Origin of the sequence: Rhodopseudomonas julia (assembly GCF_030813515.1) — a bacterium.
GTDB classification, from domain to species: domain Bacteria; phylum Pseudomonadota; class Alphaproteobacteria; order Rhizobiales; family Afifellaceae; genus Afifella; species Afifella julia.
The window spans coordinates 669,424-690,252 of the sequence record NZ_JAUSUK010000002.1; the positions used below are offsets into that span (position 1 = coordinate 669,424).

The window sequence follows — 20,829 nt, forward strand, 5'->3', positions numbered from 1 at the left end:
GGCGTCAGCCGACGATCTCGTTGCCGGCGAAGAACTGGGCGATCTCGACGGCGGCCGTCTCCGGCGCGTCGGAGCCGTGCACGGAATTCTCGCCGACCGATTGCGCATGCGCCTTGCGGATGGTGCCTTCGGCGGCGTTCTCCGGATTGGTGGCGCCCATGACCTCACGGTATTTGGCGATCGCGCCTTCGCCTTCCAGAACCTGGACGACGACCGGGCCCGAAATCATGAAGTCGACGAGCTCGCCGAAGAACGGGCGTTCCTTGTGCACGGCGTAGAAGGTCTCCGCCTGCTCGCGGGTCATCTTCACGCGCTTCTGAGCGACGATCCTGAGGCCGGCAGCCTCGATCATGGCGTTGATCGCGCCGGTGAGGTTGCGGGCGGTGGCATCGGGTTTGATGATCGAAAAGGTGCGTTCTAGCGCCATCGGTGCATGTCCTTGCGGGGTTCGAAAAGGAGAAAGGAAGCGGCTCTATAGCCTTGCCGCGCGCTCCGCTCAACCGGTGGCCGAAACGGGGCTTTCGCTCAAGCCGGCATGCCATCCGGCAATCTGTGCCGCAAGGTCGCGAAACTGTGCCGCGCCCGGATGGCTCGCACGCCAGGCCAGCCCGATCTGACGCTTGGGTGCCGGCTCGGCAAAGGGAAGAAGGCGAACGCGGCGGCTCTCAAGCCCGTTCGAGGACGTGAAGAGGGCCGGCAACAGCGAAACGCCGCCGCCCGTTTCGACGAGCTCGATGATGGTGGTGAGGTTGGTGACGCTAAGCTGCTCGGTATCCGGCGGAATGCGGCAGAAGGAGAGGATCTGGTCGCGCAGGCAATGACCTTCCTCGAGCAGGATCATCTCCACATCTTCGAGCGCGGCCATGTCGGCGCTTTGCTTGCGCCCGAGAGGGCTGTCGGCGGCGACGGCGAGATAGAAGGGATCGTTGAAGAGGGGCGCCGCTTCGAGCCGCGGCTCACCGGTCGGAAGGCTGATGATGACGCAGTCGAGCCGGTCGGCGAGAAGCTCGCGCATCAAGGTTTCGGTGATCGTCTCGCGCAGGCGGAGTTTCAGCTCCGGCAGGTTGTCTTTCATGAAGGGGAGAAGGCGCGGCAGAAGATACGGTCCGACCGAGGGGATGATGCCGAGGCGCATTTCGCCCGACAGCGGACCGCGGTAGCGTTCAGACAGGCCTTCGATGGCGCGCACCTCTGCGAGGACCGAAGCGGCACGCTCCACGACCTCTTTCCCGAAGCCCGTCAGGCGCGCGCCAGAGGACAATCTCTCGACGAGATCGAGGCCGAGTTGCTCTTCGAGCTCGCGGATCTGTGCCGACAGGGCCGGCTGCGTGACGCCGACGCGTCCGGCGGCCCGGCCGAAGTGCTCAGTCTCTGAAAGTGCTTGCAGGTAGCGCAATTGGCGAAGGGTGATCATCGATAGGGAAATCTAATCGGCGTTGTTTGGATTAAGCATTGGACATTATGACGATCCGGGTTCATAAGAACAGTTAAAATCTGCAAGCTCCAGGAAGGCGAACCAGGCTAAGACCCGAATGCCTGATCGATCGATGGAGCAGGCCGAAGATTTCAGCCGAATAAGGCTCTTCACGCCCCCCGAAGAGCCCTTGGCCGCGGAGAGCAATCTCCGCGGCCTTCTTTTTAGGCTACAGGCGGTGCCGTCTTTCCCCGTTTGTCGATGCGCTCGGCGATCAGGCGCGCGAGACTTGGGCCGACCAGCAAGACCGCGATGAAGCGGGCGATCTGCATGGCCATGACGAAGGGCATATCGACGTCGGTCGAGGCCGCGATGATGGCGACGGAATCGGCGCCGCCCGGGCTGGTGGCGAGATAGGCCGTGAGAGGGTCGATGCCTGTTGCCAGCGACAAGACAAAGGCGAAGAGCCCGCAGATGACGATCAGCGCGACGATCGCTGTGATCAGCCAGGGAAGGGCGCGCAGGGCGTAGAGCAGAAGAGGCCGCGTAAAGCGCAGGCCGATCCCCCATCCGACGAGAAAATAGCTGATGGCGAGAAGCCAGGGTGGCAGCTCGATCTGAAGGAGGCCGAAATCCTGCAGGAGGACACCGAAGAGCATCGACAGGATGAGGCCGCCCGCCGGGATGTTGAAGGCGAGCGCGAGGCCGGCGCTGACGACAGCCAAGGCGAGGGTTTCGCCAAAAGCCAGCCAATGGATTGCTGGAAACCAGACTTTTCCCGCAAGCGCGGCCTCAGCCGCCTGCGGCACCCAGATTTCCGCCACCAGAGACGCGACGACGACGACGCAGACGACCCGCAGATATTGCATGAAGGCGACGAGGCGGGAGTCGGCGCCATAGGCATCCGCCATCAGCACCATGGCTGTCGCGGCTCCTGGAAATGCGCCCCAGATCGCCGTGGTGCCGGGAAGGATCCTGAACCATGTAAGTGCTGCACCGAGCGCGACGCTTGCGCCAACCACCGCAATGAGCGTCACCAGAAAGACCGGCCAATTGAAGAGCATCTCGCGCAAAAGCGGCGGCGTGATGCTGGTGGCGATCAGACATCCGATGGCGCCTTGCGCGAGATAGAAGGCGGTGCGCGGGACGTTGAGATTGGCCCCCGCCGCCGCCAGGAAAATGGCGCCCGCCATCGCCCCCATCAAAACGCCGGCGGCAAGATCAAGGCTCTCCAGGCCGGCCGCGAAGACGAGAGAGAGGACGAGGAGCGCCAGCCATTGAGCCGAGGGCGGCCACCCCGCGAGGTGGAGAAATCGGGACTGACTGGAGCGCTCTGGCATGAAGGGTCCGGCCTTGGCAGCGCCTGGAGGGGAAGGCGCGAAAGGGGAAGCGGCGGGGTCGTATGCTTCTGAATAGAGTGGGGTATTGCGGGCTATTTCAAGACCCGCGGGTTTCTTTGGTGTCGATCGCGCATGCAAGGAGCCTCGGCGAGGCTTGTGCGCTCAGCCGTCCAGGTCGCGGACGAGATCGGCGATCAAATCGGCGGCCGGAAGAGCCCGGGCAAGCGGGGCGCCCTGGCCGGCCCAATATGCGCCGAAGCTTGTGTCTCCGGCCGCTTTCGCGGCAGCATTGAGCGCCTTTCCGGCGTCGTAGGCGATCGGATAATCTGGGATCTCTTCCGGAGCGATGGTCTCGCCAAGCCTTGTGAAAGCGTTGGCCATGGAGCGCGCGGGGCGACCCGAAATGGCACGCGTCATGACGGTGTGATGGGATTTGTCGCTCAGAAGCGCTGCCCGATAGGCGGCGTCGGCAGATGATTCCGGACAGGCGATGAAGGCGGTTCCAAGCTGTGCCGCCGCGGCACCCAGTGCCAAGACCGCGCGGATGCCCGCACTGTCCATGATGCCGCCGGCCGCGACGATGGGAACATCGAGCGCGTCGACAAGCTGGCGCGTGAGGACGGAGGTCGGCAGGCATTCGTCTTCGCCGTCCGCATCGAAGATGCCGCGATGACCGCCCGCCTCGTAGCCCTGGGCCACGATCACGTCGATGCCGGCCGCCACCGCGGATTGTGCCTCCGGCAGGCAGGTAGCTGAGGAGAAGAGCAGAATACCTGCGTCTTTCAGTGCGGTGATGAATTGCGCCGGGGGCAGGCCGAAATGAAAGCTGACGACAGCCGGCCGCTCCTCCACGAGCATGGCGAGGAGGTCGGGATTTGCGGCAAAGCTCGGATAGACCGCGCGCAGCGCCCGCGGCGGTTCGGCGCCGAAGCGGTGGAATTCTCGCCTCAGACGATCGACCCAGCCGCTTTCGCGTGCTGGATCGGCACGCGCGGGCCGATGGCAGAAGACGTTGACATTGAAGGAAGCGCCGGTGGCGGCGCGCGTTTCGCCGATCATCTGCTGGGCGGTTTCCCGGTCGGCGGCGCCGATGCCGAGCGAGCCGAGGCCGCCGGCATTCGAGACGGCAGCCGCCATAGCGGGCGTGGAAACACCCGCCATCGGCGCCTGAATGATCGGCCATCTGAGGCCGAGCTGATCTTTCAGGCGAGGGTCGGTGACGTGCGGCATGGATAGCAGGGTTGTTCGTCTTTTCTCGAAGTCCGGCAATCTCAGGCTTCGATAAGCTCCTCATCGATTGCGATCTCGCGCATGATGGAGAAGAGCCGCTCGCCTTGAAGCCGCGCTTCTTCGAAGCCGGTCTTGTCGGCGAGATCTGCAAAGAGGTTCTGGCCTCTGCGAGACCTGCCGATAAAAGCCATCGACCAGTTCGGAAAGGCGCGTTCCGGCACGGGAAAGAAAAAGAGCACGTGCACGTCGCTGTGGCGAGGATCGCGCTGGATGCGTTCGAACCCCTTTTCGATCGCAGATCTGCGCCCCTCGAGGACTTGCGCAAAGACGCCGGAGTTGAAGATCAACGCTCCGGTGAGTTCGTCTGCGGTATTGTTGATTTGAGAAATTTCTAAAATGGCCGCTATTTCCCGGCTGACGACATCATCGGAGCCTTCGATGCGGTTGCGGCTGTAATAGACGAGACGATAAAGGTCTTTATTGTCCGCTGTCATTCGCTTTCAGCTAAGCCGGCGTTTCCTTCGGATTGATCGGTCCACATGTTGAAGCTTCGCATCGCCTCCTCGGCCAGAAAAGCTCCAATGCGCTCAGGAGGCAACGGATAGCTGACGAGAAAACCCTGCGCCGCCGTGCAACCGGAAGCGATAATCCGCCGCCATTGTTCCTGCGATTCCACACCTTCTGCAAGAGTCATCATGCCGAGGCTTCGCCCGAGTGCGGCGATTGCGCTGACAATTGCATTACAGCTTGAATCTTGAGGATCGGCGCGGACGAAGGACTGATCGATCTTGATCTTATCGAAGGGGAAACTGCGCAGATACGACAGCGACGAATAGCCCGTGCCGAAATCATCCATGGAGACACGCACGCCCATCTTGCGGGCGAGATGCAGTGTCTCCAAAGCCGCCGGATGATCGGCGATGAGGGCGCTCTCCGTGATCTCCAGTTCCAGACGGTGCGCGGGAAGCTCCGAGGACTTAAGGGCCTGTTTGAGCGTATCGGCGAAGTTGGGCATGCCGATCTGGATGGCCGAGACATTGACGGCAACGGTGAGCGGCTCCTGCCAGCCCGCGGCTTCGTGGCAGGCCGTGCGCAGAACCCATTCTCCGATCGGGACGATCAACCGCAATTCTTCAGCGATTGGAATAAACTCCGCCGGCGACACGGAACCGCGTGTCGGGTGATTCCAGCGCAAGAGGGCTTCGAAACCGCTGGTACGGCCTGAAGCGAGATCGCGCTGGGGCTGATAGACCAGCGAGAACTGGCGCAGGCCGAGCGCGCGGCGCAGATCGGTCTCCAGCTCGCGGCGGGCCTGCATCTGTCGGTCCATTTCCGGCTCGAAGAAGCAATAGCTCCGGCTTCCAGTGCTGCGGCTGCGGCGCAGGGCAAGGTGGGCGTTCTTCACAACGTCGTTGGGAGAAGTCCCATCGGTCGGCAGAAGCGCAATGCCGATGCTGACGTCGATGTCGATCAAATGCCCGTTGATGAGATAGGAGCGAGCCAGGAGATCGACGAGACGCTTCGCCAGTCTGTGGGCCGATGCCGGTTGCGGCACCTTTCGCTGCAACACGACGAACTCGTCGCCTCCAAGCCGGGCGGCGAGATCGTCTTCTCCGAGAGCCGATCGGAGGCGCTCTGCCACCAGCGCGAGAAGCGCGTCGCCGTAGGACTGTCCCAGGGATTCGTTGATGGTCTTGAAGCGCTCCAGGTCGATGGCGATGACGGCTGCCGTGCCCAAACCCTGCTCGCCAGACGACAGCTCGGTCGTCAGAGCCTCGCGTATGGCAAGTCGGTTCCCGAGACCCGTGATCGGGTCTGTTCGGGCGATCTTTGCGGCCCTGGCAATCTCCGCCATGCGCTCCGACGTGTCCTGGGCGACGACGAGCCAGCCATCCGGGAGCTGTTTGCGCTCCAGCACATAGGTCCGACCATCATCGGCCTCGAATGAGCGACTTTCGCCTGACGCGAGGAGCGCTGAGGCTTCGAGGCGGATCCGCTCGCAATTTTGCGGAAAGCTCCGGTCGAAGGCGGAATTGGTGATCGTCAGTCGGCCGTCAAGGTCGAAAACGGCAAGCGCGCAGGGAATGTTGTTCAGGACGCTCAATGCCAGTTCGCCGCCTTCGCGGTCAGCGGGCCTGGTACAGTCGTCTGATCGTGAAAGGGCGGGCATGAAGGGGCACGATCCGGAGGGATGGAGTTTCTCAGAAAAGGTGTTCCTGCGGGAACGTTGCCTGAAGCTGGAGAGATCAAAATTCGTGTGCTTCAAGGTAAACGAAGTCTGAAACTCCTCCTGGCCCTTTTTTACCGCGGGTCGTTTTCCTGCGCCTGGAATGCCTCTTTGGTGTTTTCTGCGCTTCGTCTTTGCAGGTGGCGAACAGCACTTTCTGGTGTGCGACCGAAGCGCGTCTGCGGCGGGCGGACGCCGTGGGTGAAAAGTGTTCGGCGGATCGCGGGTGAGGTGCCGGTGATGAAGAGTTCGACACCCGCCTGGTGCGCCTTGCGCGCCGCCCCGGCGATGGTGTTCGCCGCCGTGGAATCGAGCACCGGCACGGCCGAAAAATCGAGGACGAGCGCCTTGCGCTGATCGGCGATGCGGTCGAGGACGGCGCCGACGGTCGATGCCGCGCCGAAGAAGAAGGCGCCCGAGATGCGATAGACGACGATGTCGGGATCGGTGACCAAGCTCGGATCGTAGGGAACGCGCTCGCGGGCGCTGTCGGCCACATCCGGATCGATGAGCGGCGTCTGGTATTCCACGGTGATCGTTTGGGCCATGCGGTTGATGAACAGCATGGCGCCGAGTGCGAAGCCGACCACGATACCTTCGGTGAGATCGCGGAAGACGGTGAGAAGAAATGTCGCCAGGAGAACGAGGGCATCGCCGCGGGAAGATCTGATCAGCGCCGCGAAAGCGTGCTTTTCAATCATGTTCCAAGCGACGACGACGAGCACACCGGCGAGGGCTGGCAACGGGATATAGGCCGCAAGCGGGGCCGCCAGCAGCATGAAGAGAAGCAGAAAGACGGAATGCGCCATGCCGGCGATGGGACCGCGCGCGCCGGCGCGGACATTGGTGGCCGTGCGGGCGATCGTCCCGGTCGCTGGAACGCCGCCGAAGAGCGCGGAGAAGATATTGGCCGTGCCCTGCGCGGCAAGCTCGCAATTGGAGCGGTGGCGGCGCCCCGTCATGCCGTCTGCGACGACGGCGGAGAGAAGCGATTCGATCGCGCCGAGAAGCGAGAAGGCGAGGGCGCTCGGCAGCACGGCCTGGATTTTCTCGATGGATAGAGGTGGCAGGGCAGGCATCGGCAGCGTGCGCGGAATGCCGCCGAAGCGGCTGCCGATGGTTTCGACGGGAAGGCCGATGGCGAGTGCCAGAAGCGATGCGATGACCACCGCCATGAGCATGCCTGGCCAGCCGGGCCGCCACCGCTTCGCCAGAACGATGATGGCAACCGTCACCACGGCGAGAAGGAGTGCGGCGGGGCTCGCCGTCGGCACTGCGGCTGCAAGGACTTCGAGCTTGTCGAGGATCGGTCCGGGCTCCGGGCCGGCGAGCGTGAGGCCCAGAAAATCCTTCAACTGGCTCGTGAAGATGATGATGCCGATGCCGGCGGTGAATCCGACCGTGACCGGATAGGGAATGAACTTGATGTAAGTGCCCAGGCGCAGAAAACCGGCGATGACGAGGAAGATGCCGGAAATGAGCGTGGCCAGAAGGAGCCCGTCGATGCCGTGCAGTTGCACCGTCGTGGCGACGAGAACGATGAAGGCTCCGGCCGGGCCGCCGATCTGAAAGCGGCTGCCGCCGAGCATCGAAATGAGGAAGCCCCCGACGATCGCCGTGTAGAGCCCGCGATCGGGCGTGACACCGCAGGCAATGGCAATCGCCATAGAGAGGGGGAGGGCGACGATCGCGACAGTCAAGCCGGCGATGAGATCGCTCTTGAATGCCGTGAGCCCGTAACCTTCACGCAGCACCGTGATGAGCTTCGGCGTGAACAATTCGGCGAAACTCGGCTCGGCGAAATCGACGGGAATGCGCTTGTCGGCGTTTATGGTCATGGAACGTGGCTTGTGAAAGTGCCTTGCATACGCCCCTGGGCAGCCGCCGCAATCCAATTTTCGTCGGAGCCCAATTTGGTCGGAGACTGTTCCCTCACGCGGAACGGGGCGTTGCGACGGTCAGTGAACTGGTGGCGCAAGAGGGCGTATCAGGCGAGAACCCTCAAGCGCGAGCCTGATGCCGCGACGGCCGAGGCGCCCTCAATCCGGGTCGTTCGCCGCGGTTTGCAGGGCCGCTCTGCATGCCCTTGCCATTGACCCGCTCAATGCCGCGCAATAGAGCGGCGAAAAGGATCGGCGGAGTACCTATGCTGAAGCTCTCAGCCACCTCCCACGACGCGCTCGATGCCTCGATCAAGAAGACGATCGAAATCGCAGCCGCAGGTCTCGGCGAGGTGCAGAACCAGATTTCCGAGGGGCCGCTCGGCGACCAGATCGAAAGCGCGGTGCGCTTGATCTTGTCTCTGAAAGGCCGTGTCATGGTGGCCGGTATCGGCAAGAGCGGCCATATCGGTCGCAAGATCGCGGCGACCCTCGCCTCGACCGGAACGCCCGCCTATTTCGTTCATCCGACCGAGGCAAGCCACGGCGATCTCGGGATGATCACCCGCGAAGATGCGATCCTGGGCCTTTCCTGGTCGGGAGAGACTTCGGAATTTGCGAGCCTTCTTGCGTATTCCGAACGCTTCTCCGTGCCTTTGATCGCGCTCACCTCCGGCGGGAATTCGACGCTTGCGAAGGCGGCGACGATCCCGATCGTCCTGCCGAAGGTGACGGAGGCCTGCCCGCACGGGCTCGCGCCGACGACCTCCACGCTCATCCAGCTTGCCGTCGGCGACGCCATCGCCATGGCGCTCCTGGAGGCACGCTCTTTCGGCGCGCAGGACTTCAAAGTGTTTCATCCCGGCGGGCAAATCGGGGCGCAATTGCGCCAGGTCGCGGAAATCATGCATGGCGAGGAGAGCCTGCCCCTGTGCGGCCTCGGCTCCGGCATGGGCGATGCGATCCTGACCATCACCGAAAAGGGCTTCGGTACGGTCGGCATCGTCGATGAGGCTGGCAAGCTCGTCGGCATCATCACCGATGGTGATATCCGCCGTCACATGGCCGACAGGCTCGTCGACAAGAAGGTCGAGGAGGTGATGACGCGCACGCCGAAGACGGTCGCGGCGGACGCTCTCCTGGCGACTGCCATGCGCGAGATGGAAGGCAAGAAGATCAACGTGCTTTTCGTCGTCGACGAGGGCCGGCCGATCGGCATCGTGCATATGCTCGATCTTCTGCGGGCGGGGGTCGCCTGAGCTCACATGAGAGCTGTCACCTGCTCCAAGGCCCGCTGATCAGCCCTCGAGCGGCCAGATCAGCGGAATGGTGAGGATGCTGGCGAGGCCGACGATAATGTTCATCGGCAGGCCGATCTTGACGAAATCCGTGAAGCGATATCCGCCGGCGACGTAGACGAGCGTGTTGGTCTGGTAGCCGATCGGCGTGGCGAAACTCGCGCTCGCGCCGAACATGACGGCAACCGCAAACGGGCGAGGGTCAAGCCCGAGCTGCGCTGCGAGGCCGATGGCGATTGGGGTGATAACGACCGCCACCGCGTTGTTGGTCACCATCTCTGTCAGGATCGAGGTGAGTGCATAGACGGCCGCCAACAGGACGATTGGCGGCAGCACCTGCAAATAGGGCAGCGTCGTATCGATGATGAGCTTGATGGCGCCCGACCTGTCGATGCCTTCGCCGACCGCGAGCATGCCGAAAATGAGGATGAGAATGCGCCCGTCGATGGCGCCGAAGGCTTCGTCGGGATCGATGCAGCGGCTGAGGAGGACGGCCGCGACGCCGAGGATGGCGAGGCCGGCGATCGGCATCAGATCGAAGGCCGCGGCGGCGACCACGAGGGCAAGGACAAGCCCTGCCACAGGCGCCTTTGTGCGCCGATAGGGGCGGGCCTCCGGCTGATCGATGTTGAAGATCCCGCCCTCTCTGACGAGCTCCGCAAGACCCTTGGTGTTGCCTTCAAGAAGCAGCGCGTCGCCCGGCTGGAGCGCGACCGCGTTGAGATTGTGGCCGAGCCAGCGGCGGTGGCGGCTGACGGCGAGAGCCGATACGCCATAGCGGCTGCGCAAAGCGAGATCGGGAATACGCAGGCCGGCATATTGGGAATCCGGCGAAATCAGCGCTTCGACCAGTTCCGGCGGCTTGCCTTCTTCGTCCGGCTTGGGCGGTTCGCTCGTTCCCATGCGGATGCCGGAGGTCTGGCGAATGCCGAGGAGTTCGCTGAGGGAGGCGCTGACGGCGACACGGTCCCCCTCCTGCAACGGTTCTTTTTGCAGGTTGCGACGCAGGACCCGGCCGCCGCGACGGATCGCGAGCAACGCCACGCCAGGTTCGTTGAGGCTCGCGATCTCGCCAAGCGTCCGACCGATCAGCGAGGAGTCTTTCGGAATGCTGAAGTCGCTGATGAAGGCTGCACCCTCCTGCGCGCCCATCACGTCGCCGAAGGTCGGACGTTCCGGCAGAAACCGTTGGGTCACGAAGAGATAGAAGCTGCCGACGGCGGCGACGACGAGCCCGACCGGGGCGAGCGAAAAGATGGTGAAGGGTTCAAGGCCCAGATCGCGTGCCACACCATCGACCAGAATGTTGGTGGAGGTGCCGATGAGCGTGCAGGTGCCGCCGAGAATGGCCGCGTAGGAGAGGGGTATGAGGAGCTTCGAGGGAAGCGAGCCGACGGAGCGAGCGAGCCCCATCACGACGGGGATCAAGACCATCACCACGGGGGTGTTGTTCAGGAAAGCCGAGGCGGCGATCGTTGCGCCCAGAACGCCCACGATCGCGTAAACCGGTCGCCGTGTCGCCCGGCTCAGAATGAAGCGGGACATGGCATCGAGCGCACCGGTGCGAACGAGCGCTCCGGAAAGAACGAACATCGCCCCGATGGTGATTGGAGCCGGATTGGCAAAAACGCTCAAGACCGTCTTCGTGTCGAGGATGCCGAGAGCGAGAAACGTGGCGGCGCCGAGGGTTGCGACCACTTCCGGAGAAAACCGCTCCCACATGAAGAAGACGAACATCATCGCCAGGATCGCGAGAGCGATGACGGCCTGATTGGCGTGCAGAAACTCCATCATGATCGAGCACGCGATCTCAGATCGCATGGATCGGCAGGGCCCATATGACCCGGCACGGATGGCACCTTCATGGGATGGTCCGGTATCAGGGTGAGGTCAGGCTGCTTCTTCGCGCGAGCGACTTGCCGCTGCGAGCTTCGCCAGCCGCTCCATCTCTGTCGGATGCGCGGCGACGGCGAGGCGCTCTTGCGGGTCGAGCCAGGCGAGTGCTTCGGACAGATTTGTGGCATCCGAGATCTTCTTGGCGGCGCTCAGGAGGAAGCGGTCGACCTGACCGCGGTCCTTGGGGGCCGGGGGCGTCAACCATGCGACATAGGCCTGACGCAGATCGGTCGATTGCGCGATCGCGGCCAGCGGGTCGTCACCGAGATCGGGCTTTTCGGAAAGAATGGCGTCGCGCGCGCAGGCGATCTCGGGCCGCTCGACCTCTTCCGGAATGAGGAGAAGCTTCATTTCGCGAAGGGCGTTGCCGATATCCTCACTGGCACTCCAGCGCGACAAAAGCGGCGAGAAGACGAGGCCGATGACGATCGGCGACAGCCAGGCGAGGATGGCAGGCGAGACGAAAATCGCGGCGGCGGTGAGGAAGATGCCGAAGAGAACATGGGTGCGGTGCGTCGCCCAGAGCGCCGACCAGGCCTCGGCATTGCCGCCTTTGCGGCTTTGCGGCGCCCAGCCGGAATCCTTGCGCCGCAAGATGTCCCAGACATGCCGGCTCTGCAGGAGCATCATGATCGGCGCGTAAAGGGTGGAGGCGGCGATTTCGAGGAGCATGCTAAGCGTGACCGCCGCAGCGCCGCCATGGGCGCGCCGCAGGCGCCGGGAGAAAATCACACGCAGCGTACCGAAGATTTTGGGAATGAACAAAATCACGAGCGTGAAGACGAACAGCGTCAACATGCGCTCCGAATCGAAGACCGGCCAGTTCGGAAACAGCTGATGATCGTCGCCGAAATAGACCGGCGTCACGAGCTTCGCCTGCACGGCGAGGACCAGGCCGACAAGGATCAGGAGCAGCCACAAGGGCGAGGAGAGGTAGCTCATGATGCCGATAAAGAAGTGCAGCCGAGAGGGTGCGGCAAGGCCCTTGGCGCCGATCACTTTGGAATGCTGCAGATTTCCCTGCGCCCAGCGCCGGTCGCGTACGGCTGTCGCCAAGAGAGAAGGCGGGCTCTCCTCCCACGAATCCACGAGGTCGGTCGCCATCTCGACCTTGTAGCCGGCACGGCGCAGAAGCGCCGCCTCGACGAAATCGTGGCTCAGAATATGACCACCGAAGGGCGGGTCGCCCGGCAGAGGCGGGAGGCCGCAAGCCTTGGCGAAAGCCCGGGTGCGGATGATCGCATTGTGGCCCCAGTAATTGCCGTCGGAGCCCTGCCACGCCGCCATGCCGCCGGCGACGACCGGGCCATAGACCGCTCCGGCGAATTGCTGCATCCGCGCGAAGAACGAGTTTCCGTCGAAGAGCCGCGGTACGCTCTGGAAGAGGGCGAGATTGGGATCCTCCTCCATGCGCGCCACCATGCGCAGGACGGTGTCCGCCCGCATCAGGCTGTCGGCATCGAGGACGAGCATGAAATCGTAGCGTCCGCCCCAATTGGCGACGAACTGCTCGATGTTGCCGGCCTTCTTGGCCGAGTTGATCGCGCGTCTGCGATACCAGACCGGCAAGGTGCCGGCGAGCGCGTCGGTCAGCCGGTGCATGGCCAGCGTCTCGCGCACCAGGGATTCGGCGCGGTTGGAATCCGATAAGACGACGATTTCGAAGGCGTGCGCCTGGCCTGCGCGCGCAATGTCCTCGGCCATCGCCTGCAGGCTGGCGGCGACCATGTCGGCATCTTCGTTATAGACCGGCATGACGATCGCGGTGCGACTGGAGAGCGGGCGCTGCGGGACCGGCGGGGTCGGCTTCTGGCGTGGGGCCAGGAGCCCGGCGACGGCAAAGCTCGTCGACATCGCGATCCAGGAATAGGTGATGGCGAAGAGGATCGTCATGATCCCCTCAAGGATGGTGACGCCGCCAGCCGAGACGACGGCGATCATCTCGTGCACGCCGTAGTAAATCAGGCCGCCCGCGGTCAGGATCGCAATCAGCCGCGCATAACGTGCCGCGGCAGGATTGCTGCGCGGCAAAGCATCGACCGGCTCCTTCGAAAAGTCTTGCTGCGGCATCGCCAGCGGATGCTGCGGCGGCATCGGCCCGAAGGGCCGCAAGACCCGCTCGTCAGGATGGTCGTGCTTCTGCTCGCTCATTGGGGGACCCAACGGTAGAGCCAGGTTTCGCTGGCGGGCTCGCCGTTTGCGGCGAGACGCACGCGGAATTCCGTCAACTGATCCTCCGGCTCAAAGAGGAACGTCGCTCTGACACCCCCGACAAGGGGGTTGGGCTGCAACACCTGTCCCTTGATGGTGCCGTGATTGGCAGAGACCTCCAACGACAGGCCGTCAAACGCCGGAAGAGTGCCCTCTTCGGGAATGAAATCGATGACATAAAGGTTGCTGGTGTCGTGAAAGTTCCGTCCGGCGCGGCTGTCGGCGGCATAAAGCGAGCCGGATGGAGCTTTCGGCCGGTCGGTCCAGCGCATGCGGTAGGCGAAGGAATAGGGCGCACCCGGGCTGACGTCGTAAGACGGACGCCAGAAGGTGACGATATTGTCGTGGATTTCCTTGTCGGTGGGGATTTCCAGAAGCTCCACCTGACCGTTTGCCCAGGTGCCGATCGGCTCGATCCAGACGCTCGGGCGGCGCTCGTAGCGGGCTTCCAGATCCTGGAAATCCTGAAAGTCGCGCGCGCGCTGGACGAGACCGAAGCCGCGTGGGGCGGGATCCATAAAGGACGAGGATTGCAGCGTCGGATAGTTCGAGAGCGGCCGCCAGATCCACTCGTTGTTGCCAGTCAGCATCTGCAGGCCGTCGCTGTCATGGACCTGCGGGCGGTAATCGTTGAAGCCCGTGCGGTTGAGCGGTCCGAAGAGGAACATCGATGTGAGCGGCGCAAGGCCGACATGATGCAAGGGCTGGCGCGGGAAAAGCTCACCCGTCACCTCGATCACCGTGTCGCGGCCCGGACGCACGACAAAGCGATAGGCCCCCGTCGTCGACACGCTGTCGAGGAGCGCATAGATGTTCAGAACCTCTTCACCAGGCTCAGGCTTCTCGATCCAGAACGCGGTGAAACGGGGAAATTCTTCGCCTTCCGGATCGCCGGTCTTGAGGGCGAGGCCGCGCGCAGACAGCCCGTAATATTGCCCCTGGCCGACGGCGCGGAAGTAAGTCGCGCCCTGAAAGACCAGGAACTCGTCCCACACATTCGGGCTGTTGATCGGATTGTGGACGCGGAAACCGGAGAAGCCGATATCGACACCTGCGGGTGGCTGCGGCGCCTGACGGAAATTGTACATCGACGGGTCGTAGGCGACCTGATGGGCCTCGCCGTTGTCGACGATGAAGATATTCACCCGCTCTTTGAAAAGCGCGCCGCGATGGAGGAAGTCCAGCTGGAAGGCGAGGCCTTCGTCGCGCCAGAGTCTGGCTTCCCGCCGGAATTCGATCTCGCGGAACTGCGCGTAGTTGAGATCGGCAAAGTCGGCCGGAAGGTCTTCTTCCGCCTCCTTGAAAGGGCGCTCGGCAAGAGCGCGAGCCTGAGACTTCAGGCCATCCCAAGAAAACGCGTTGTTGCTGGGGGGCGGCGCTGCGATTTCGGGCGCCGGATTTTCGGGTGTGTCTGAGGAAGCGCCCCGTTGGGCGAATGCGTTGCCGCTTGCGCTTGATGCCGCGGCCGCGAGAGAAGCAACGAGAAAGGCCCGCCTGTCCATACTCAACTCATAATTATCGGAAAGGACGCGGGCCGAACGCCCGCGTTCCTAACGCGCCTCATAGCACTCGGTTGCCACGGAAACATGCTTTTTTTGGCGTTGCAGCATGGTTATGCGCGCGGTGAAAGGCTTCGAAATCGGGTCTGCAGCCGTTCGATAGGAAGAAGTTGTGGCAGAGATGGGGCGCAAGCACGGGGCGTGCTGCCATTGCTCCCAGCCGCTGCCTCGCTTATGTGGGCTGAAATTCCCTCGCATCCCGAAGACAACGGAGATCGGCGACCATGGCGCGCCAGTTCATTTATCATATGTCCGGCCTGTCCAAGGCCTATTCCGGCGGCAAGAAGGTTTTGGACAACATCCACCTGTCCTTCTATCCGGATGCCAAGATCGGCGTTCTCGGCCCGAACGGCTCGGGTAAGTCGAGCCTTCTGCGCATCATGGCCGGGATCGACAAAGAGTTCACCGGCGAAGCCTGGGCGGCCGACGGCGCACGCGTCGGCTATCTGCCGCAGGAGCCGCAGCTCAACCCCGCCAAAGACGTCAAGGGCAACGTGATGGAAGGGGTCGCCGCCAAGCAGGCGATTCTCGACCGCTACAACGAGCTCATGATGAACTATTCCGACGAGACGGCGGAAGAGGCGGCAAAGCTTCAAGATCAGATCGATAGCGCCAATCTTTGGGATCTCGATTCAAAGGTCGACATGGCCATGGAGGCGCTGCGCTGCCCGCCGGGCGAGGCTGACGTCAATGTCCTCTCAGGTGGCGAACGCCGCCGCGTGGCGCTGTGCAAGCTGCTTCTGGAAGAGCCCGACCTTCTCCTCCTCGACGAGCCGACGAACCATCTCGATGCGGAGACAGTGGCGTGGCTCGAAAAGCATCTGGAGCAGTATCCGGGCGCCGTCCTGATCGTCACCCACGATCGTTACTTCCTGGACAATGTCACGGGTTGGATCCTCGAGCTCGATCGCGGCCGCGGCATTCCCTATGAGGGCAATTACACGGCCTATCTGGATTCCAAGTCGAAGCGCATGAAGCAGGAATCGCGCGAGGACGAGGCACGCCAGAAGGTCATCGCACGCGAGCGCGAATGGATGGGCCGCTCGCCGCAGGCGCGTCAGGCGAAGTCCAAGGCCCGCATCAAGGCTTATGACGAGCTTCTGAAAGCGAATCAGGAACGCATGGCAAGCCGCGATGCGCAAATCGTTATTCCGCCGGGCCCGCGCCTCGGCGACGTCGCCATCGAGGCGGAGGGGCTGACGAAAGGCTTCGGCGATCAGCTGTTGATGGAGGACCTCTCCTTCAAGCTGCCGCCGGGCGGCATCGTCGGCGTCATCGGTCCGAACGGTGCCGGTAAGACGACGCTCTTCCGCATGCTGACGGGGCAGGAGACGCCAGATGCCGGCGAGATCCGTCTCGGCGACACGGCCATCCTCGGCTATGTCGATCAGAGCCGCGACGACATGGACCCGAATGCGAGCGTTTGGCAGGAGATTTCCGGCGGGGCGGAGGTGATCCAGCTCGGCAAGCGCGAGATGAATTCGCGTGCCTATGTCGGCGCCTTCAACTTCAAGGGCGGCGATCAGCAGAAGCCGGTCGGCAAACTCTCCGGTGGTGAGCGCAACCGTGTGCATCTCGCGAAGATGCTGAAATCGGGCGCCAACATTCTGCTGCTCGACGAGCCGACCAACGATCTCGACACGGAGACGCTCGCGGCGCTCGAAGAGGCGCTCGAAGATTTCGCCGGCTGCGCCGTGGTCATCAGCCACGATCGCATGTTCCTCGACCGTCTCGCGACGCACATCCTCTCCTTCGAAGGCGACAGCCATGTCGAATGGTTCGAGGGCAACTTCGAGGCCTATGAAGAGGACAAGAAGCGGCGGCTCGGCACCGACGCTGTCGAGAACCCGCGGCGGATCAAATACAAGCCGCTGACGCGGTGAGGATCACACACGGTCTTGGCTCGGGGCGCTTCGGCGCCCCTTGCTTTTTGCGGCTTTCGGCTAGGCTTTTGTCTCGCTCTGCGGGCCCGTATGGCGCCGCTGGCCGCGGCGCCAGATGAGAACCGCTTCCACGAGGATGGCCGCGAGATAGGCGCTTACGAGCCAGGCGAGGCTCACCTTGTCCTCCTGCCAAGTGTGCCACATCAAGACGGCGAAGCTCGCCGCGGCAAGGAGGCTGCCTGCGGCCGGCAGGAGCGGCGACATCTTGATCCGCCGCGCGAGGCGGAAGGCCGCGAGGTTCACGGCGGTGAAGATCACCAGGAAGGTGGCACTCGCAAAGGTCGAGATGACCTGCAGGGGCGCGGCAAGCGTGAAGCCGATCGCAAGCGCCGTCAGGACGATCAGGGAGACGAAGGGCACCGGGCGGGTGCGTTCGCGCATCGAGAAGATTTTCGGCAGGGCATGTTCGCGTGCCATCACCATGGCGAGGCGCGCCGCACCGAAGAGCGTGGCGTTGATGGCCGAGGCTGTGGAGAGGAGGGCGGCGATGCCGATCAGCGTGAAGCCCGCCGCACCGAGTGTCGGGCGGGCGGCGACGGCGAGCACGTATTCCTGATCCTTCTGGATCTCCTGGGGCGTCAGATTGCCGAGAGCCGCGATCGCGACGACGACATAGATCGCGGTGGTGACGAGGATGGCGATGACGATCGCCCGCGGCAGGTTTCGCTCCGGGTTCGCCATTTCATCGACGGCGTTCGGAATGAGTTCGAAGCCTTCATAGGCGACGAAAATGAGCGCGATCGCGGCGATCGGCGCTGTGATGCCGAGATTGAAGACCGGCACGAAATGGTCGGCCTTGATGCCGCCCATGGCGACGGCTGCAAACAGCGCCAGAATGGCGAGCTTGATCGCCACGACACCGAGCTCGACGCCGCCGGAGATTTTCGCCCCGATGAGATTGATCGCGAGGAAAAGGCCGAGGACGAAGGCGCCCAAGGCGCCGGGTGCCCAGGCCGGATCAGCCGTCGCAGGCAGAAGGCTCGCGCCATATTCACCGAAGGCGCTCGCATAAAGGGCGAGCGTGCCGACATAGCCAGCCACAAGCAGCCAGCCCGCGACGCCGGCGATTGCGGGTGCGGCGAATGCCTTCTCGATATAGGTGAAACTGCCGCCGTCATCACGGAACGTGAGGCCGAGGCGGGCGTAGGAGAGGCCCGTCAGAAGCGCGATCGCGCCACCGCCTGCGAGCGTCAAGGCGACCGCGTGGCCGGCTGTCGCCATCGCCAGGCCGAGAACGGCGAAGATGCCGCCGCCAATCATGCCGCCGATGCCGAGAGCGGTCACCTCGACGAGGCTGAGCTTTTCCGATTTTTGCGCCATCTTGTCCGTTCGCCAGGAATTGCAGCTCTGCTTCGCCCCACGGCAAGTGATAACGCCGACGGAGGGGGAAGGTGCAACTGCGGACCAGATCTAGACGATTGAGGGCCTAGTGTCCCGGCAGCACCAGCACTTTCGGGTCGAGCGGCAGGGTGGCGACGGAGACCGTGGTTTCTGCGCTCGGATTGATCTCGACGGCAAAATCCTCGCCGAGGCGCGAGAGGAAGCGCTGCAGTGTCCCCATGCCGAAATAATGCATGGGAAGGATGAGGCGGGATTTCAGCACTTTCAGCGTTTCCACGACGGCGTCCTGGCTCATCGTATAGGAGCCGTCGACCGCCACCATGACGATGTCGAGCTGGCCGATGACGCCGAGATCTTCCGGCGCCAGCACGTGATGGAGGTGGCCGAGATGGCCGATGCACATACCGGCCGTCTCGAAGATGAAGATGGAATTGCCCGCCGTCTCGCGGCCGCCGAAGCTGCGAATGTCGGTCGGCACGTTGCGGATGAGGACGTCGCGGAGGGTGAGGTTGTGGTGCGCTTCGCCGCCTTGCGGGTTCCAGCCGCGCAGCACATGGGCGATCGCCGGATCGGGCTGGTCGGTGTAATGCGAGGAATGGGCGTGGTTCATGGTGACGACGTCCGGCGTTACGCCGCCGGCCCAGCCGTCGTAATCGGTGGCGATCGTCACACCCTCGGGGCTTTCGATGAGAAAGGTGGCGTGACCGAGGAAGCGGATCGTCACCTCGCCCTGGTCGGGCGGCGTCAGGGCGAAGGGTTTGCCCTGGATGAGGCGCCGCGCTGGCACGTCGAGGCGGCGATAGCTCGCATAAAGCGTGGGCGGGGCGGCTTTTGCGATCGCGAGGCAGCGGCTCGGCGTCTGGCGCGCGGTCTGCTCCTGAGCCGGCAAGGGCGCGGCGTTTGCCGCCCCGCCAAGGGGCCCGATCAAGGCGGCAAGCGTGATGATCGCAGCGCTGATCTTGCGGGCGATCTTACTGGCGACCGGGCGGGCGATCGCGCAGGTAAAGGCAGGGGAGGCTGCTCCCCTCATCCACAGCCGGCGGAGTGGCGAAAGCGGCCGCATGCCATCTCTCCGATCATGCCTTCATCTGATGGAATGTAGCGGCGGGTGCGTGTGACGCAACGCCGGCTGGACCTCTACACGGCAACTTGACCGAACCGGGAGGTTGCGGCCTTTGTTGGTGTCGGCCTGGCGGGCGGGGGATTTTGCGCGGCAGTTATGCCTGGCGGGATTTTGCGCTGCACCTAGTTAGAGGCGGACCGACACCCGCCCGCCGTTTTAAGAAGGGAAGTTCATGTCTGAGACGCTGCCGAAACTCTTTCAGCCTATCGATCTCGGTCCCGTACCGCTTGCCAACCGCATCGTCATGGCGCCGTTGACGCGCAGCCGGGCCGACGAGGACGACGCACCCCGGGACTGGCATGTGGAATATTACCGCCAGCGCGCCTCTGCCGGCCTCATCATCGCCGAAGCGACGCAGATTTCCCCGCAGGGCAAAGGTTATGCCTGGACGCCGGGCATTCATTCAGACCTGCAGGTGGAGCGCTGGCGTGCGGTGACCGACGCCGTGCACGACGCCGGCGGGAAGATCGTCCTGCAATTGTGGCATGTCGGGCGCATCTCGCATCCCGATCTGCAGCCGAACGGCCAGTTGCCGGTCGCACCGTCTCCGATCAAGCCGGACGTCAAAGCCTTCACCGAGGACGGGTTCAAGGACGCCGTGGAGCCGCGGGGGCTCAGCGCCGATGAGCTGCCGGATATCGTAGACGACTACCGCAAGGCGGCCGCGAACGCTCAGCGTGCCGGTTTCGACGGCGTCGAAATCCATTCCGCCAATGGCTATCTGCTCGACCAGTTCTTGCGCGACAAGACCAACAAGCGCCACGACACCTATGGTGGCTCGATCGACAATCGCATGCGGTTCCCGCTGCAAGTGGTCGATGCCGTCGTCGATGTCTGGGGTCCGGAGCGCGTCGGGATCCGCATTTCGCCGGTCAGTCCCGCGAACGATATTGCCGATTCCGATCCGGAGATGCTTTTCCGCGCCTATGTGCGGGAACTCTCCGAAAGACGGCTCGTCTATCTGCACGTCATCGAGGGTGAGACGCGCGGTGCCCGCCAGCCCGACGGGCAGTTCGACGTCACGACGTTGAAACGGGATTTTTCCGGCCTCTACATCGGCAACAACGGCTATACGCGCGAGCTCGCGATCTCGGCCGTCGAAGAGGAGAAGGCCGATCTCGTCGCCTTCGGGCGGCCGTTCATCTCCAATCCCGACCTCGTGGAGCGGCTCAAGCGGAATGCTCCGCTCGCCGAGCCGGACCAGGCGACGTTCTATGGCGGCGACGAGCACGGATATACAGACTATCCGACGCTTTCCGCCGAGCCGGCATCCGCCTGAACGAAAGTTTTGACAGATCCGCGCTCCGCTTCTTGAAAAGGCCCACTTCTTGAATCGTTTGGGGGCCGCGCCAGGTTGCGGGGCGCGG

15 protein-coding genes are annotated in these 20,829 nt (G+C 63.5%); 3 read left to right on the forward strand and 12 right to left on the reverse strand.

Annotated features, from left to right (window positions below):
* Window positions 1-4: 4 nt before the first annotated feature.
* The 7 genes from ndk to J2R99_RS12380 form a co-directional block, all read right to left on the reverse strand.
* Window positions 5-427 (reverse strand): nucleoside-diphosphate kinase, encoded by a 423-nt coding sequence (gene ndk / locus J2R99_RS12350; RefSeq protein ID WP_092810934.1) that lies wholly within the window; start codon window positions 425-427, stop codon window positions 5-7.
* A 69-nt stretch (window positions 428-496) separates the two neighbouring features.
* A complete protein-coding gene (locus J2R99_RS12355) occupies window positions 497-1,414 on the reverse strand; it encodes a hydrogen peroxide-inducible genes activator (RefSeq protein ID WP_307154769.1) in 918 nt (305 codons plus the stop codon).
* A gap of 224 nt (window positions 1,415-1,638) precedes the next feature.
* Window positions 1,639-2,754 carry an AbrB family transcriptional regulator gene (locus tag J2R99_RS12360; RefSeq protein ID WP_307154770.1) on the reverse strand — a complete coding sequence of 372 codons (1,116 nt, stop codon included), beginning with the start codon at window positions 2,752-2,754 and terminating at the stop codon, window positions 1,639-1,641.
* Window positions 2,755-2,916: 162 nt separating this feature from the next.
* Window positions 2,917-3,984, reverse strand: a complete 1,068-nt coding sequence (locus J2R99_RS12365) for an NAD(P)H-dependent flavin oxidoreductase (RefSeq protein WP_307154771.1) — start codon at window positions 3,982-3,984, stop codon at window positions 2,917-2,919.
* A 41-nt stretch (window positions 3,985-4,025) separates the two neighbouring features.
* Entirely contained in the window at window positions 4,026-4,478 is a 453-nt protein-coding gene (locus J2R99_RS12370; protein ID WP_307154772.1) for a BLUF domain-containing protein, read from the reverse strand.
* Window positions 4,475-6,088 carry a putative bifunctional diguanylate cyclase/phosphodiesterase gene (locus J2R99_RS12375; protein ID WP_307154773.1) on the reverse strand — a complete coding sequence of 538 codons (1,614 nt, stop codon included), beginning with the start codon at window positions 6,086-6,088 and terminating at the stop codon, window positions 4,475-4,477. Before J2R99_RS12375 ends, J2R99_RS12370 begins: the two co-directional genes overlap by 4 nt.
* A 197-nt stretch (window positions 6,089-6,285) precedes the next feature.
* A complete protein-coding gene (locus tag J2R99_RS12380; RefSeq protein WP_307154774.1) occupies window positions 6,286-8,049 on the reverse strand; it encodes a SulP family inorganic anion transporter in 1,764 nt (587 codons plus the stop codon).
* A 308-nt stretch (window positions 8,050-8,357) separates the two neighbouring features.
* On the opposite strand from J2R99_RS12380, the gene J2R99_RS12385 reads away from it, so the two are divergent.
* Window positions 8,358-9,350 carry a KpsF/GutQ family sugar-phosphate isomerase gene (locus tag J2R99_RS12385; RefSeq protein WP_307154775.1) on the forward strand — a complete coding sequence of 331 codons (993 nt, stop codon included), beginning with the start codon at window positions 8,358-8,360 and terminating at the stop codon, window positions 9,348-9,350.
* A 39-nt stretch (window positions 9,351-9,389) separates the two neighbouring features.
* Here the strand turns inward: J2R99_RS12385 and J2R99_RS12390 are convergent, their stop codons facing one another.
* The 3 genes from J2R99_RS12390 to J2R99_RS12400 all read right to left on the reverse strand — a co-directional run bounded on the left by J2R99_RS12390 (window position 9,390) and on the right by J2R99_RS12400 (window position 14,998).
* Window positions 9,390-11,183, reverse strand: a complete 1,794-nt coding sequence (locus J2R99_RS12390) for an SLC13 family permease (protein WP_307154776.1) — start codon at window positions 11,181-11,183, stop codon at window positions 9,390-9,392.
* A 96-nt stretch (window positions 11,184-11,279) separates the two neighbouring features.
* On the reverse strand, window positions 11,280-13,436 hold the full coding sequence (gene mdoH / locus J2R99_RS12395; protein ID WP_307154777.1) for a glucans biosynthesis glucosyltransferase MdoH: 2,157 nt from the start codon (window positions 13,434-13,436) through the stop codon (window positions 11,280-11,282).
* On the reverse strand, window positions 13,433-14,998 hold the full coding sequence (locus J2R99_RS12400; RefSeq protein WP_307154778.1) for an OpgD/OpgG family glucan biosynthesis protein: 1,566 nt from the start codon (window positions 14,996-14,998) through the stop codon (window positions 13,433-13,435). The genes mdoH and J2R99_RS12400 overlap by 4 nt, the downstream gene beginning before the upstream one ends.
* Before the next feature lie 281 nt (window positions 14,999-15,279).
* Here J2R99_RS12400 and ettA point away from each other — a divergent pair, with 281 nt between their 5' ends.
* Window positions 15,280-16,938, forward strand: a complete 1,659-nt coding sequence (ettA, locus tag J2R99_RS12405) for an energy-dependent translational throttle protein EttA (protein WP_307154779.1) — start codon at window positions 15,280-15,282, stop codon at window positions 16,936-16,938.
* Window positions 16,939-16,998: 60 nt separating this feature from the next.
* On the opposite strand, the gene J2R99_RS12410 is transcribed toward ettA, so the two are convergent.
* Together J2R99_RS12410 and J2R99_RS12415 are read right to left on the reverse strand one after the other, a co-directional pair.
* The gene (locus J2R99_RS12410; RefSeq protein WP_307154780.1) at window positions 16,999-18,318 is read right to left on the reverse strand and encodes an APC family permease; all 1,320 of its coding nucleotides are present in this window, start codon (window positions 18,316-18,318) and stop codon (window positions 16,999-17,001) included.
* Between the two features lie 106 nt (window positions 18,319-18,424).
* Entirely contained in the window at window positions 18,425-19,402 is a 978-nt protein-coding gene (locus J2R99_RS12415; RefSeq protein WP_307154781.1) for an MBL fold metallo-hydrolase, read from the reverse strand.
* A 232-nt stretch (window positions 19,403-19,634) separates the two neighbouring features.
* Here J2R99_RS12415 and J2R99_RS12420 point away from each other — a divergent pair, with 232 nt between their 5' ends.
* Window positions 19,635-20,741, forward strand: a complete 1,107-nt coding sequence (locus J2R99_RS12420; RefSeq protein WP_307154782.1) for an alkene reductase — start codon at window positions 19,635-19,637, stop codon at window positions 20,739-20,741.
* Window positions 20,742-20,829 lie beyond the last annotated feature (88 nt).

Excerpts from the sequence above, each read along its gene's own strand:
- ndk (WP_092810934.1), bottom strand. The coding sequence starts at position 427 with ATGGCGCTAGAACGCACCTTTTCGATCATCAAACCCGATGCCACCGCC.
- J2R99_RS12355 (WP_307154769.1), bottom strand. The coding sequence starts at position 1,414 with ATGATCACCCTTCGCCAATTGCGCTACCTGCAAGCACTTTCAGAGACT.
- J2R99_RS12360 (WP_307154770.1), bottom strand. The coding sequence starts at position 2,754 with ATGCCAGAGCGCTCCAGTCAGTCCCGATTTCTCCACCTCGCGGGGTGG.
- J2R99_RS12365 (WP_307154771.1), bottom strand. The coding sequence starts at position 3,984 with ATGCCGCACGTCACCGACCCTCGCCTGAAAGATCAGCTCGGCCTCAGA.
- J2R99_RS12370 (WP_307154772.1), bottom strand. The coding sequence starts at position 4,478 with ATGACAGCGGACAATAAAGACCTTTATCGTCTCGTCTATTACAGCCGC.
- J2R99_RS12380 (WP_307154774.1), bottom strand. The coding sequence starts at position 8,049 with ATGACCATAAACGCCGACAAGCGCATTCCCGTCGATTTCGCCGAGCCG.
- J2R99_RS12385 (WP_307154775.1), top strand. The coding sequence starts at position 8,358 with ATGCTGAAGCTCTCAGCCACCTCCCACGACGCGCTCGATGCCTCGATC.
- J2R99_RS12390 (WP_307154776.1), bottom strand. The coding sequence starts at position 11,183 with ATGATGGAGTTTCTGCACGCCAATCAGGCCGTCATCGCTCTCGCGATC.
- mdoH (WP_307154777.1), bottom strand. The coding sequence starts at position 13,436 with ATGAGCGAGCAGAAGCACGACCATCCTGACGAGCGGGTCTTGCGGCCC.
- J2R99_RS12400 (WP_307154778.1), bottom strand. The coding sequence starts at position 14,998 with ATGGACAGGCGGGCCTTTCTCGTTGCTTCTCTCGCGGCCGCGGCATCA.
- ettA (WP_307154779.1), top strand. The coding sequence starts at position 15,280 with ATGGCGCGCCAGTTCATTTATCATATGTCCGGCCTGTCCAAGGCCTAT.
- J2R99_RS12410 (WP_307154780.1), bottom strand. The coding sequence starts at position 18,318 with ATGGCGCAAAAATCGGAAAAGCTCAGCCTCGTCGAGGTGACCGCTCTC.
- J2R99_RS12415 (WP_307154781.1), bottom strand. The coding sequence starts at position 19,402 with ATGCGGCCGCTTTCGCCACTCCGCCGGCTGTGGATGAGGGGAGCAGCC.
- J2R99_RS12420 (WP_307154782.1), top strand. The coding sequence starts at position 19,635 with ATGTCTGAGACGCTGCCGAAACTCTTTCAGCCTATCGATCTCGGTCCC.